This window comes from Pseudomonas sp. NPDC089422 (assembly GCF_044749405.1).
Classification (GTDB): Bacteria; Pseudomonadota; Gammaproteobacteria; order Pseudomonadales; family Pseudomonadaceae; genus Aquipseudomonas.
Map to the genome: position 1 here is coordinate 59,796 of NZ_JBIVHW010000020.1, position 12,356 is coordinate 72,151.

General features: G+C 64.1%; 10 protein-coding genes and 1 pseudogene. 6 read left to right on the forward strand and 5 right to left on the reverse strand.

The annotated features are described in order from the left end of the window. Positions 1-33 precede the first annotated feature (33 nt). The 5 genes and pseudogenes from ACIPZ8_RS26770 (at position 34) to ACIPZ8_RS26790 (ending at position 5,179) form a co-directional block, all read left to right on the forward strand. Positions 34-1,056: a LacI family DNA-binding transcriptional regulator gene (locus ACIPZ8_RS26770; protein WP_400729874.1), complete on the forward strand. Its 1,023-nt coding sequence runs from the start codon at positions 34-36 to the stop codon at positions 1,054-1,056. A 69-nt stretch (positions 1,057-1,125) separates the two neighbouring features. Then, positions 1,126-1,905 (forward strand): AP endonuclease, encoded by a 780-nt coding sequence (locus tag ACIPZ8_RS26775; protein ID WP_400729877.1) that lies wholly within the window; start codon positions 1,126-1,128, stop codon positions 1,903-1,905. After that, entirely contained in the window at positions 1,898-2,848 is a 951-nt protein-coding gene (locus tag ACIPZ8_RS26780) for a sugar kinase (protein WP_400729880.1), read from the forward strand. The genes ACIPZ8_RS26775 and ACIPZ8_RS26780 overlap by 8 nt, the downstream gene beginning before the upstream one ends. Positions 2,849-2,911: 63 nt before the next feature. Then, positions 2,912-4,196, forward strand: a pseudogene (locus ACIPZ8_RS26785) (MFS transporter). A 17-nt stretch (positions 4,197-4,213) separates the two neighbouring features. After that, on the forward strand, positions 4,214-5,179 hold the full coding sequence (locus ACIPZ8_RS26790) for a 2-hydroxyacid dehydrogenase (protein WP_400729883.1): 966 nt from the start codon (positions 4,214-4,216) through the stop codon (positions 5,177-5,179). Between the two features lie 70 nt (positions 5,180-5,249). Here the strand turns inward: ACIPZ8_RS26790 and cprA are convergent, their stop codons facing one another. The 5 genes from cprA to ACIPZ8_RS26815 all read right to left on the reverse strand — a co-directional run bounded on the left by cprA (position 5,250) and on the right by ACIPZ8_RS26815 (position 11,833). Beyond that, a complete protein-coding gene (gene cprA / locus ACIPZ8_RS26795) occupies positions 5,250-6,398 on the reverse strand; it encodes a cationic peptide resistance protein CprA (RefSeq protein ID WP_400729886.1) in 1,149 nt (382 codons plus the stop codon). Positions 6,399-6,693: 295 nt separating this feature from the next. Then, positions 6,694-8,313: a BCCT family transporter gene (locus ACIPZ8_RS26800; RefSeq protein ID WP_400729889.1), complete on the reverse strand. Its 1,620-nt coding sequence runs from the start codon at positions 8,311-8,313 to the stop codon at positions 6,694-6,696. Between the two features lie 83 nt (positions 8,314-8,396). After that, positions 8,397-9,527: an FAD-binding oxidoreductase gene (locus ACIPZ8_RS26805; protein WP_400729892.1), complete on the reverse strand. Its 1,131-nt coding sequence runs from the start codon at positions 9,525-9,527 to the stop codon at positions 8,397-8,399. A gap of 4 nt (positions 9,528-9,531) precedes the next feature. Then, positions 9,532-10,788, reverse strand: coding sequence for an SRPBCC family protein (locus ACIPZ8_RS26810; protein ID WP_400729894.1), 1,257 nt, complete (start codon positions 10,786-10,788; stop codon positions 9,532-9,534). 115 nt (positions 10,789-10,903) lie between these two features. Then, positions 10,904-11,833, reverse strand: coding sequence for a LysR substrate-binding domain-containing protein (locus tag ACIPZ8_RS26815; protein ID WP_400729897.1), 930 nt, complete (start codon positions 11,831-11,833; stop codon positions 10,904-10,906). 278 nt (positions 11,834-12,111) lie between these two features. Between ACIPZ8_RS26815 and ACIPZ8_RS26820 the strand changes: the two genes are divergently transcribed. Next, positions 12,112-12,356 (forward strand): ATP-binding cassette domain-containing protein (locus ACIPZ8_RS26820; protein ID WP_400729900.1); only part of this gene is annotated, 245 nt, incomplete at its 3' end.

A 12,356-nucleotide genomic window follows, 5' to 3' on the forward strand; every position in this document is an offset into this window, starting at 1 on the left:
GCCGTCACCGACAACAATCACAAGGGACCCGCAATGACCGATTCACCCTCCAATCCCCGCGAGCGGGTGACCATCAGCGAAGTGGCACGTGTGGCCGGTGTGTCCAAGGCCACGGTCTCGCGCTACATCGGCGGCGATCGCCAGCTGCTGGCCGACGCCACCGCCAAGCGCCTGGAAGCGGTCATCGAGCGCCTGGGCTACCGGCCCAACCAGATGGCCCGCGGCCTCAAGCGTGGCCAGACGCGCCTGATCGGCATGCTCGTGGCCGATATTCTCAACCCCTATTCAGTGGCCGTGATGCATGGCGTGGAAACCGCCTGCCGCCAGCACGGCTACAGCCTGGTGGTGTGCAACACCAACCGCGACGACGAGCAGGAGCGCCACCACCTGACGGCCCTGCAGTCCTACAACGTCGAAGGGCTGATCGTGAACACCCTCGGCCGTCACCCCGGCGAACTGCTCAACCTGCAGCGCGACATCCCCATGGTGCTGGTCGACCGGCAACTGCCGGAGCTCAAGGTGGACCTGGTCGGCCTGGACAATGCCGATGCCATCGAGCAGGCCCTGGACCACCTGCAGGCACAAGGCTACCGCGACATTCTCGCGGTCACCGAACCGCTGGATGGCACCAGCTCGCGCCTGGAGCGGGTGCAGGCCTTTACTGCGTCGATCAGCAACCGCAATGGCATGCGCCAGCAGCTGCTGGAAGTCGATGCGGGTTTGCCGGCCAAGCTCGGCGCCTTCCTGGCCAGCAAGGGCCATGGCCCGCAGGCGATCTTCACTTTCAACGGCGTGGCCACATTGGCGGTCACCCGCGTGTTGCATGATACGGGCTGCAAACTGTTCAGCGAAGTGGGCCTGATCGCCCTCGACGAACTGGACTGGTACCCCCTGGTCGGCAGCGGCATCACCGCACTGGCCCAGCCCACCGAGCGCATCGGCGTGGCGGCGTTCGAGTGCCTGCTCGAACGCCTGCGCGGCAGCCATGACGCGCCGCGACGCATCGATTTCAAGGCACAGCTGATCACCCGAGGCTCCACTCAAGCACTTGAATAAATGGCGGGCAGCAGGGCTGCCCGCCTTGTTGCAAGTAAAAATGAAACCGGTTTCATCAGGACAATAACAATGCACGCGAACCCCGTTTCCATCAGTCTCTCCAGCTACGGCGCCAGCCTTGTGCGGCAACGTGGCCAGATGAGCTTTATCGAACTGCTGGCGGCAGCTGGCGTCAGTCGCATCGAACTGCGCGAAGAGTTGTTCGACGAAGCGCCCGACACGGCTGCGCTTTCGGCCGCGATCGCCGCCTCAGGTCTGGAGTGCCTGTATTCCTCGCCGCTGGAGCTGTGGACGGCGCAAGGCGAGCCAGACCCGCAACTGCCGACGAAGCTGGCACTGGCCAAGGCCCTGGGCGCCGTGGCGCTGAAGGTTTCACTGGGGCATTACCCTGAGCAATGCGACGTTGGTGCCTTGCAGGCACTGCTGCGCGAAGGTGATCCTGTGTTGCTGGTGGAGAATGACCAGACCCCGCACGGCGGGCGCATCGAGCCGCTGCTGCGGTTCTTCCAGCATGCCCAGGACTGGGCGCTGCCACTGGGCATGACCTTCGACATCGGCAACTGGCAATGGCAGGGCGAGTCCACATTGCAGGCCGCTCGCCAGCTCGGCCGCTGGGTGCGCTACGTGCACTGCAAGGCCGTGCAGCCAGGTGCAGATGGCCGCTTGCACGCCGTACCGCCTAAAGCAGCCGATCTGCTGGCCTGGGAAGCGCTGTTCGACGAGTTCGACCCTGGGCTGGTGCGTGCGGTCGAATACCCGCTGGTAGGCGATGACCTGTTGGCGCTGACCCGTGCCCAGGTACATAACCTGGCGCGGCTGGGCCTGGGCGAGGAGGTGAGCCATGCTTGAGCATGACGTGCTGTGTTTCGGTGAAACCATGGCCATGTTCGTCGCCGAGCACAGCGGTGACCTGGCCTGCGTCGGCACCTTCGGCAAACGCATTGCCGGCGCCGACAGCAACGTGGCCATCGGCCTGGCCCGGCTGGGTTTTCGCGTGCGCTGGCTGAGCCGGGTCGGTGATGACTCGCTGGGGCGTTTCGTGCTCGCCAGCCTGCGCCAGGAAGGCCTGGATTGCAGCTGCGTCGAGGTCGATGGCAGCCGCCCGACCGGCTTTCAGCTGAAAAGCCGTTGCGATGATGGCAGCGACCCGGTGGTGGAGTACTTTCGCAGCGACTCCGCCGCCAGCCGCCTTTCCACCGCGCTGCTCGACCCGGCGCTGCTGCAGGCCCGCCACCTGCATGCCACGGGCATTCCGCCGGCGCTGTCGGCCAGCTGCCGGGCACTGTCCCATGCCCTGATCGACGGCATGCGCGCGGCCGGGCGGAGTATTTCCTTCGACCCGAACCTGCGCCCGTCGCTGTGGCCCGACCGCGCGACCATGGTCCGTGAAATCAACGCCCTGGCCGTGAAGGCCCACTGGGTCTTGCCTGGCCTGGAAGAAGGCCGATTGCTCACCGGCCAGCACACGCCCGCCGACATCGCGGCCTTCTACCTCGACCAGGGGGTGGAGCACGTGGTGATCAAGCTGGGCGATGCGGGGGCCTACTACCGCAATAGCCATGGCGCGGGGCAGGTCGCCCCGGTGCCGGTGGCCCAGGTGGTGGACACCGTAGGCGCCGGCGATGCCTTCGCCGTCGGCGTGGTCAGTGCGCTGCTCGAAGGCCGCCCGCTGGCCGACGCGGTGGCGCGCGGCAACTGGTGCGGCAGCCGCGCCGTGCAATCGCGTGGCGACATGGAAGGCCTGCCACACCGTCACCAACTGCAAGCGCACGAACTGCGCAGAAGTGCCTGAACCGCTGAACGCCGGCATGCCGGCCCTGTTGCGACAAGAACAACAAGCTCAGGAGAACGTTTCATGCAATCGACTCGCCTCGCACCACGCCGCTGGTGGTACATCATCCCGATCGTCTTCATCACTTACAGCCTGGCCTACCTGGACCGCGCCAACTACGGCTTTGCCGCGGCCTCGGGCATGGCCGACGACCTGAAGATCACGCCCGTGCTGTCCTCGCTGCTGGGGGCGCTGTTCTTCCTCGGCTACTTCTTCTTCCAGGTGCCCGGCGCGATCTACGCCGAAAAGCGCAGCGTGAAGAAGCTGATCTTCGTCAGCCTGATCCTTTGGGGCGGCCTGGCGACCCTGACCGGGATGATCAGCAACGTCTACCTGCTGATCGCCATCCGCTTCCTGCTCGGCGTGGTGGAAGCCGCGGTGATGCCAGCCATGCTGGTGTACCTGTGCCACTGGTTCACCCGCGCCGAACGCTCGCGGGCCAACACCTTCCTGATGCTCGGCAACCCGGTGACCATCCTGTGGATGTCGGTGGTGTCGGGCTACCTGATCAAGCACTTCGACTGGCGCTGGATGTTCATCATCGAGGGCCTGCCGGCGGTGCTCTGGGCCTTCATCTGGTGGCGCCTGGTGGATGACCGGCCAGCCCAGGTGACGTGGCTCAGCGAACAGGAAAAGGCCAGCCTGCAGCAGGCCCTGGTGGCCGAGCAGCAAGGCATCAAGCCGGTGAAGAACTACCGCGAAGCGTTTCGCTCGCCACAGGTGGTCGTGCTGTCGCTGCAGTACTTTTGCTGGAGCATCGGTGTGTATGGCTTCGTGCTGTGGCTGCCGTCGATCCTCAAGCAGGCGGCCAATGTCGACATCGTCGAGGCCGGCTGGCTGGCGTCGGTGCCGTACCTGGCTGCGGTGCTGGGCATGATCGGTGTGTCCTGGGCCTCGGACCGGCTACAGAAGCGCAAGCGCTTCGTCTGGCCACCGCTGTTGATCGCCGCCGTGGCGTTCTATGGCTCCTACGCACTGGGTACCGAGCATTTCTGGCTGTCCTACACGCTGCTGGTGATTGCCGGTGCGTGCATGTACGCACCTTATGGCCCGTTCTTCGCCATCGTCCCGGAGATCTTGCCGAGCAACGTGGCCGGTGGCGCCATGGCGCTGATCAACAGCATGGGCGCGCTGGGTTCGTTCGGTGGCTCGTGGCTGGTGGGCTATCTCAATGGCGCCACCGGCGGCCCGGGCGCCTCGTACCTGTTCATGTCGGGGGCGCTGCTGACGGCAGTGGCGCTGACCGCCGTACTGAAAACCTCACAGACCTCAGGCCGCGCCAAGCGCGGCGGCCCACGCCTGGCCATGAGCCAATAGGAAGCTGCAATGAACAAACGCATCGTCTTGTACAAACGCCTGTCCGACGCCTTGCTGGCCAGGCTGCAGGAGCAGGTCGAGGTGACCTGGGTGGACACCGCCGGCGCAGATGGCCTGGCGCGTCTGCGCGACGCCTTGCCAGGCGCCCATGGCCTGCTGGGCGCCAGCCTGCGCCTGGACAGCGAGCTGCTCGACCTGGCGCCGCAGCTGGAGGTGATTTCCAGCGTCTCGGTAGGGGTCGACAACTACGACATTGCCGACCTGACACGACGTGGGGTGATGCTGACCAACACCCCCGATGTGCTGACCGAAACCACTGCCGATACCGGCTTTGCCCTGATCCTGGCCACCGCGCGGCGGGTGGTGGAGCTGGCCGGCTGGGTGCGTGAGGGGCAATGGCAGACGAGCCTGGGGCCAGCGCATTTCGGTACCGATGTGCATGGCAAGACCCTGGGCATCGTCGGCATGGGGCGTATTGGTGAAGCGTTGGCCCGGCGCGGCGCGGCCGGGTTCGGCATGCGTGTGCTGTACCACAGTTCGCGGGCCAAGCCAGACGTGGAGGCGCGTTATGCGGCGCGTTACTGCAGCCTGGATGTGTTGCTGGCCGAGGCGGATTATGTGTGCCTGACGGTACCGCTCAGTGCCAGCACCGAGGGGCTGATCGGCGCCCGCGAGCTGGGGTTGATGAAGCCCGAAGCGATACTGGTGAACATTGCCCGTGGGCGGGTGGTGGATGAAGCCGCGTTGATCGAGGCGCTGCAGCAGAAGCGGATTCGCGGGGCTGGGCTGGATGTGTTCGTCCAGGAGCCATTGGCGGTTGATTCGCCACTGTTGCAGCTCGATAACGTGGTGGCGACGCCGCATATCGGCTCGGCGACCCATGAAACGCGGGAGGCCATGGCACGCTGTGCGGTGGACAACCTGCTAAGCGCGCTGGCAGGCCAACGTCCGCCGAACCTGGTCAACCCGATCTGAAAGCAAGCAAAAGGTAATGTGGGAGCCGGCAAGCGCGGCTCCCACTGGGTTCTGTGTGCACCTGAAGCGCTTACTTGAAGTCCCACTGCATCTGGGTCGCGATACTGACCCCGCTGGACGACTTCACGCACACATCCAGGTAATCGGTGAACCGCGGCGGCACTGCGATGCCTTCTTCGAGCAGGCGGCTGTTGTCGAACAGGTAGTTGAGGTCGGCAAAGCCGCTGTACAGGCGCAGGGCGCGCAGTACCAGGCGCGGGTTGGCCGGGCCGATGCGCGCTTCAAAGTCCTGCGCCAGGCTTTTCAGGTCATCGACATCGACCTTGCGGTAGCGCTCGCCCACCGGCTGCGCGCCGTTGGCGTGGGCGAAGGCCTGGTCGATCTCGCCAAAGGTGCAGGCCGCCTGATGGCCGGCCGAGATGTGGTACAGGTTGTGCTCAAGGCGCGGCTTGAGGGTGAGGCCGATCAGCGCTTCGGCGCAGTAGTCGACCGGGATCACGTCGATCTGCTCGTCCAGCTCGCAGGTGAAGCTCTCCAGTGCAAAGCCCATGCGGAACACCCAGAAGATGCTCGCCGACGCCTGGCAACCAAGGGTGCGGTGGCCCACCACGATGGACGGGCGCGCCACCACCAGCGGCAGTTGCGGCAGCTGCTCGCTCATACGCCGTTCGATCTCGGCCTTGGACGCGGTGTAGTCGACCAGTTGTTGCTCGGCGGCCGGGAACTCCCACGACTCGCTGATCGGCGACTCGCGCTGCGGCCCGCAGCTCATTGCCGTGCCCACGTGCAGGAAGCGCTTGAGGCGCGTCGAGCGGCTCATCACTTCGGCGAAGGCATAGGTGCCTTCGACATTGACCGGCCAGATGTTCGGGTTCTTCGAGAACGAGGCCACCGCCGCACAGTTGATCACCCGGTCGATCTGCATCAGCCGTGGCGTGGCCTCGGCCAGCCAGCGGGTATCGAGGAAGTCGCCGCACAGGATCTGGTCGGCGCGCAAGGCCAGGCAGTCCTGCTCGTCAACGCCGTGCTGGCGCAGGTTGTCGCGCAGGCGTTCGAGGCCTTGCTGCTGGCTGTCGGCGCGCACCAGGAAACACAGGTTGGCGCTGCGACCATTGGCAATCAATTGGGCCGTTACCGAACCACCGAGAAAACCGGTGGCGCCAGTCAGCAGCATATGTTCGTGCAGGTCGAAGTTGATGTGTGGGGCAGGCGCGTTCATAAACTTCCTCTGAAAAGTTTATTGGCGGGGATCGAGGTTTGAGCTCGTGCCTGGAGCGCGCAGGGACTGGCGTTCAGCTCGGAGCGGGGCGATTGTCAGGGCGTTGGGAGGGAAGTTGCAATTAACGAAATGCGGGTTTCATATGAAACAAAAGTTAATGAAAGTTTTGGCCTTCATTAATTAAAAGATGCGCATTGCAAGGATGCCAGAGTCTTTGTTATCAGTAAGTGAGACAAATGTGAAAAATCCCTTTGGCTTCTGAGGGAGCAGGTTTACCTGCTCCCCAGAGAGACATTTAGCCTGTGGTCAGTTCGCTGACCAAGGGTTCAGGCGCGATGGCTGGCGCAAACACCTGCTCATTGCTGCGCAAGCTGCGCATCAGGCTGTACCCGGTCAGCAGCATGTAGATAGCAATCGGCAGGCCGACCACGATGCTGGCCATCTGGATTGCCAGCAAGCCACCGGCAATCACCAGGCTGGCCGCAATCGCACCTTCCAGCACGCACCACAGCACGCGTATCCAGTTGGGTGGGTCGATGCTGCCCAGCGAATTGAGCATGCACAGCACCTGGGTGCCGGCATCGGCTGCGGTCACGAAATGCACCGCCAGCAGCAGGCAGATGATCACGCTCAGCACGGCACCCAGGGTCGGGCCGTCGAGGCGGTCGAGCAGGGTGAACATCGCCGTGGTGGTTTCCTTGCGCGTGGCTTCGAGTATCGGCCCGCCCTGGAAGGCACCGGCAGCGGCCTGTTCGGCGACCGGCAGTTTTTCGTAGGCGTGGCGCACCTGTTGTTCATCCTTGAGCGCAGTGCCGCCGAACACCGCCATCCACAGGATGGTCACCACGGTCGGCACCAGCAACGCGCCGAACACCAGTTCGCGAATGGTCCGGCCACGGGAAATACGCGCGATGAACAGGCCCACGAACGGCCCCCAGGTCATCCACCACGGCCAGTAGAAGGCGGTCCAGCTCTTTTGCCAGGCGCTGTCGGCCTGGGCATCGGTCCAGAAGCTCATGCCAATGATGTTCTGCGCGTAATCGCCGGCCGATTCGAACAGCAGGTTCATGATGTAGTGAGTCGGGCCCAGGCCAAGCACCACCAGCATCAGGCCCAGGGAAATCCACATGTTCAGGGTCGACAGGCGCTTCATGCCCTTGGACACGCCGGCCACCAGCGAGATCGAGGCAATCACCGTGACCACGGCGATGATGCTCAGCTTGAACGACAGGCTGACCGGGGTGCCGAACACCTGGTGCATGCCCATGTTGATCTGCTCGACGCCCAACCCCAACGACTGCGAAACCCCGAACGCGGTCACCGCGCCGCCGATGATGTCGACGGTATGGCCGATCGGTCCGTAGATGCGGTTGCCGATGATCGGGTAGAGGATCGAGCGCAGCGCCAGCGGCAGGCCTTCGCGGTAGGCGAAGTAGGCCAGGCCCAGGCCGATCACGGTGAAGATTGCCCAGGGGTGCAGGCCCCAGTGCAGCAAGGTGATGCGCATGGCCATCGATGCTGCCTGGTCGGTCAGGCCCGGGCTGAACGGGTTGCTGGCATAGTGCAGCACCGGTTCTGCAACCGACCAGAAGATCAGCCCCACGCCCATGCCGGCACTGAACAGCATGGCGATCCAGGCGGCGAAACTGAACTCTGGTTTTTCGTCAGGGCGGCCCAGTTTCAAGGTGCCGTGGCGGCTGAAGGCGATGTACACCAGCACCCCGAGGATGCCGCTGACCAGCGCCAGGTAGAACCACTTGAGGTTGTCGAGAATGGCATCGGAGGCGCTTTTGAACACCCCAGCGGCCTGGTCGCCGTGGGTGGCGCAGAGCACCACGAAGGCCACGACAATGGAGAGGGAACCTACCGTCACGGTAGGGTTGAGGCCCTTGAAAAGGCCTTGTTTTGCACGCATCGGCTCTATCCTTCTTATTGTTGCAGGCGGGCGCTGGAGCGGCCCGCCTGGCTGCGTCGCGGGTGTTGCGGTGGGCGATGGATTCAGAGGTCGATCACCAGGTCCGACGTGGGGCGGCTGCAGCACAGCAGGCGCAGGCCCTTGTCGATCTCGCGCTGGCGGATGCCGCCGTTGTGGTTCATCTCGACGCTGCCTTCGAGCACGGCGGTCTTGCAGGTACCGCATACCCCCTGGCTGCAGGAGGAAGGGACCACTGCACCGGCCTTCTTGGCTGCGGCCAGGACGGTCTGGTCGGCGCCCATGGTGAAGGTCTTGCCGGAGCGCGCCAGGCGCACGGTGAAGGTATCCAGGGCCTGGCCGGGGGCAGCGGGCGCTGGCTGCAGCTCGGTGCTGATGTCGAAGCTTTCCTGGTGATAGCGCGCCAGGTCGAAGCCTGCGCCGGCCAGCAGGCCCTTGGCCGCATCCATGTAGCCTTTGGGCCCGCAGGTGAACACCGCGCGCTCCATGAAGTCGGGGATCTGCTGCTGCAGCACCGCCAGCGACAGGCGCCCGAGTGGCCCGGTCCAGTCCGGCTCGTCACCCAGGCTCTCGCAGAAGAACAGCGTGCGCAGGCGCGGCATGCTGCGCTCTAGGCGTGCCAGTTCGTCGCGGAAGATGATGTCCTTGGGCGTGCGCGCACTGTGCACGAAGACGATGTCGAGGTCCGCGTGCAGGTCGGCGGCGGCGCGGGTCATGGCCATCAACGGGGTGATGCCGGAGCCGGCCGACAGGTACAAAAGCTTGCGCGCCGGGCCGGCCACCGGGGTGAAAATGCCCGCCGGGCCGGAGGCAGCGAGGGCGCTGCCCGGCTGCAGGTTGTCGTGCAGCCAGTTCGACACCACGCCGCCCGGTACCCGCTTGACCGTGATCGAGAAGGTGAACGGCCGGGTCGGCGTCGACGACAAGGTGTAGCAGCGCGAAACGCTGTTGCCGTCGATCACCGGTGACACGGTGAGGAACTGCCCGGGCTCGTAGGCCACGGCGTGGTGGTTCGGGCTGTGGAAGGTGAAGGTCTTGACGTCGTGGGTCTCGTCGACGACGTTCAGACACTCGATGCGCTGGCTTTCGCCGCTGGGCCACAGGGCGCCGTGGGCGGCCCAGTGGTCGGTGTCGGCGAAACGCTGGTCGGCGCACAGGCTGGCGATGTTGGCGGTGATGTTCTGCAGCATGCTCATGGCCTCACACTCCGTGCGCGGCAAGGCGCGAGGTGTACCAGCGGGCGAACTGGTCGACGTAGGGCTCGGTGAAGGTGGAGTAGGGGCCGGGGACGAAGGCCGGGTCCTGGGTGCCGCTGTGGGTGATGGCGACCAGCGCGGCGTCCTGCTGGGTGGTGGCGACCCAGACTTCGGTCAGGCGCTGAAGGTCGTAGTCGACACCTTCCACGGCATCGCGGTGCACCAGCCACTTGGTGCGCACCAGGGTGCGGTCTGGCGACAGCGGGATGATCCAGCTGATCATGGCGTGGTCGCTCATCACGTGGGCCCAGGCGTTGTTGCCCCACAGGTGGGTGTCGCCGAGGTCGCGACGGGTCAGGTTGCCCAGCAGCTTGCTGCAGGCGACCTTGGTGTCGAGGGTTTGCGATTCGCCGCTGCCGGCGATGATCATGCGCTGGGTGCGGAACTGGGTGGGCGAGCTGTCCTGCAGGTGCTCGACGGTTTCATACAGCAGGCCGTCGTTGGCCCAGTCGGCCTCGATGCCGGCCTTGCGGATCTGGTAGGCATCGTAGGAGGCGCGGGCTTCCTCGCTCATTTCTTCGAGGCTGACACCGAGGTCCTCGGACTGGTACGAGACGATCAGTTCCGGGTGGGTGCCGGCGCAGTGGTAGCACTCGCGGTTGTTTTCCATCACCAGCTTCCAGTTGCCGTTCTCGATGTAGTCGAGTTCGTAGGCAATGCGGGTGTTGGTCAGGTCGAAGGGGGCAAAGCGCGGGCCCATGACTTCTTCGAGGTCGCTGATGTCTTCCGGCGGGTTGTCGGCCAGGCAGATCAGCACGTGGCTGCCGATCACCTTGCAGTGCACCGGGATCAGGCTGCGGCACTTGGGATCGAAGCCCTTGCCCATGTGGCTGGCGTGTCTGAGGCTGCCGTCCAGGTCATAGGTCCACTGGTGGTAAGGGCAGACCAGCATGCCGACGGTGGACTTGCCCGGTTCCTTGAGGCGCGCACCGCGGTGGCGGCAGACGTTGCGGTAGGCGCGGATCTGCTCGTCATCGTCGCGCAGGATCAGCACCGAGGCCTTGCCGATGTCCACGGTGAAGACGTCACCCGGCTCGTCGACATCCGCGGTGACGGCAACCTGGATCCAGTGCTTGTTAAAGAAGATATCCATATCCGTTTCAAAGATATCCTGGCGACTGTACAACTCGCCATTCATGCCAAAACCGGATTGGCGTGATTCAACAAGTTCGCGATGGGATTTGATTATCGGGCGGCTCATAGTTGACCTCGGGCACTCTTGTTCTTTAATGACCAAACTGCTGGCGGCGATTATCGAAGTGCCCCACTAGAGCGTCAATGCGCTTAATTTTCCACTTTGCATTACTTCAGGTTATTCAAAAACTGCCACGTTGCAGCCATTGCACCAGTGCGGCCATGTGCGGGTTTTTCGGCCGGCCATGGGGCGCTACCAGGTAGTAGGCCTGTTCCGGGCGCACCGAGAAGGGTTGCAGGCGAACCAGCGCGCCGCTGGCCAGCAGGTGCTCGACCAGCCGGCCCCAGCCCAGGGCAATGCCATAACCCTGCAGTGCCGCGTTGATGGCATCGGTGTACAGGCTGCAGCGCAGGTTGTATTGCAGTGCGCCAGGGGCGCCGCCTTTCTCGCGGAACCAGCTCGGCCAGGCGACCCAGCCTTCGGAGGTGGAGTCCGCATCCAGCAGCCCGGCGCCCGCCAGTTCTTCCAGGCTGGTGGGCATTGGGTTGCGCGCCAGCCAGGCGGGCGAGCACACCGGGAAGACTTCTTCATCAAACAGCAAGGTGGCCGCGCCGTCGTCCCATTGGCCATCGCCAAAACGCACGTCGAAGTCGCAGTTGCGGGTGCGCAGGTCGCCGGTGAACATCTGCGTGGCCAGGCGCAGTTGCACCTGCGGCAGGGTGCTGGCCAGCTGATTCAGGCGCGGCATGATGCGCAGCTGGGAAAAGGGCGCGGTCGAGCCCAGCACGATTTCCTGGCGGTTGCAGCCCTGGTTGATCTGGTCAAAGGCACTGGCCACCCGTTGCAGCGACTCGGAAATGCTGGCGAACAGGATATCGCCGGCATCGGTCAGGCTGATGTTGCGGTGCGCACGGTGAAACAGCAGCGCGCCAAGGTTCTCTTCGAGCACCTTGACCTGCTTGCTGACTGCCGCCTGGGTCACGCCCAGCTCGGTGGCGGCCAGGGTGAAGCTGTTGAGCCGGGCCACGGCCTCGAACTGCAGCAAGGCTGTCATCGACGGGATGATCCGGCGGTAGCCCTTGTGTTTCTGGGCGCCTGATGGGTTGTTCATGTTGGTCCGAATCTTGTTGTTGTATGCAGCGCACGGGCAGGGCGCCCCTGAGCCAGATGATGAGCAGGGTCAGGGGCTGCGGATATTACGGATATGACAATAAATAGAATGCCGTGGCGCGACGGGCTGCCAGGGGCGGGGCTTTATAATACAAATTGACACGGATATACAATGCGCCGACCGAGGGGCGCGTTACATTGCCAAAAAAGAAGTTTGCCTCGCTCGCCATTGCGGGCCGCCTGCCAATTATTGGTCATAAATATAATAATGAGGGTCGTATGTACCAAGGCGATGAAATACTTTCGGTAAACCATATCTTCAAAGTGTTCGGCAATAACCCGGACATGGCCATGGAGATGCTGCGCAACGGTGCCGACAAGCACGAAATCTTCAGCAAGACCGGCCACGTCGTCGGCGTGTACGATGCCAGCTTTTCCGTCAAGCGTGGCGAGATCTTCGTCATCATGGGGCTGTCCGGTTCGGGCAAGTCGACCATGGTGCGGCTGTTCAACCGCCTGATCGA

What these genes read in the sequence shown, in the direction of transcription:
- ACIPZ8_RS26770 (WP_400729874.1), top strand. Translation starts at nt 34, where the DNA reads ATGACCGATTCACCCTCCAATCCCCGCGAGCGGGTGACCATCAGCGAA.
- ACIPZ8_RS26775 (WP_400729877.1), top strand. Translation starts at nt 1,126, where the DNA reads ATGCACGCGAACCCCGTTTCCATCAGTCTCTCCAGCTACGGCGCCAGC.
- ACIPZ8_RS26780 (WP_400729880.1), top strand. Translation starts at nt 1,898, where the DNA reads ATGCTTGAGCATGACGTGCTGTGTTTCGGTGAAACCATGGCCATGTTC.
- ACIPZ8_RS26790 (WP_400729883.1), top strand. Translation starts at nt 4,214, where the DNA reads ATGAACAAACGCATCGTCTTGTACAAACGCCTGTCCGACGCCTTGCTG.
- cprA (WP_400729886.1), bottom strand. Translation starts at nt 6,398, where the DNA reads ATGAACGCGCCTGCCCCACACATCAACTTCGACCTGCACGAACATATG.
- ACIPZ8_RS26800 (WP_400729889.1), bottom strand. Translation starts at nt 8,313, where the DNA reads ATGCGTGCAAAACAAGGCCTTTTCAAGGGCCTCAACCCTACCGTGACG.
- ACIPZ8_RS26805 (WP_400729892.1), bottom strand. Translation starts at nt 9,527, where the DNA reads ATGAGCATGCTGCAGAACATCACCGCCAACATCGCCAGCCTGTGCGCC.
- ACIPZ8_RS26810 (WP_400729894.1), bottom strand. Translation starts at nt 10,788, where the DNA reads ATGAGCCGCCCGATAATCAAATCCCATCGCGAACTTGTTGAATCACGC.
- ACIPZ8_RS26815 (WP_400729897.1), bottom strand. Translation starts at nt 11,833, where the DNA reads ATGAACAACCCATCAGGCGCCCAGAAACACAAGGGCTACCGCCGGATC.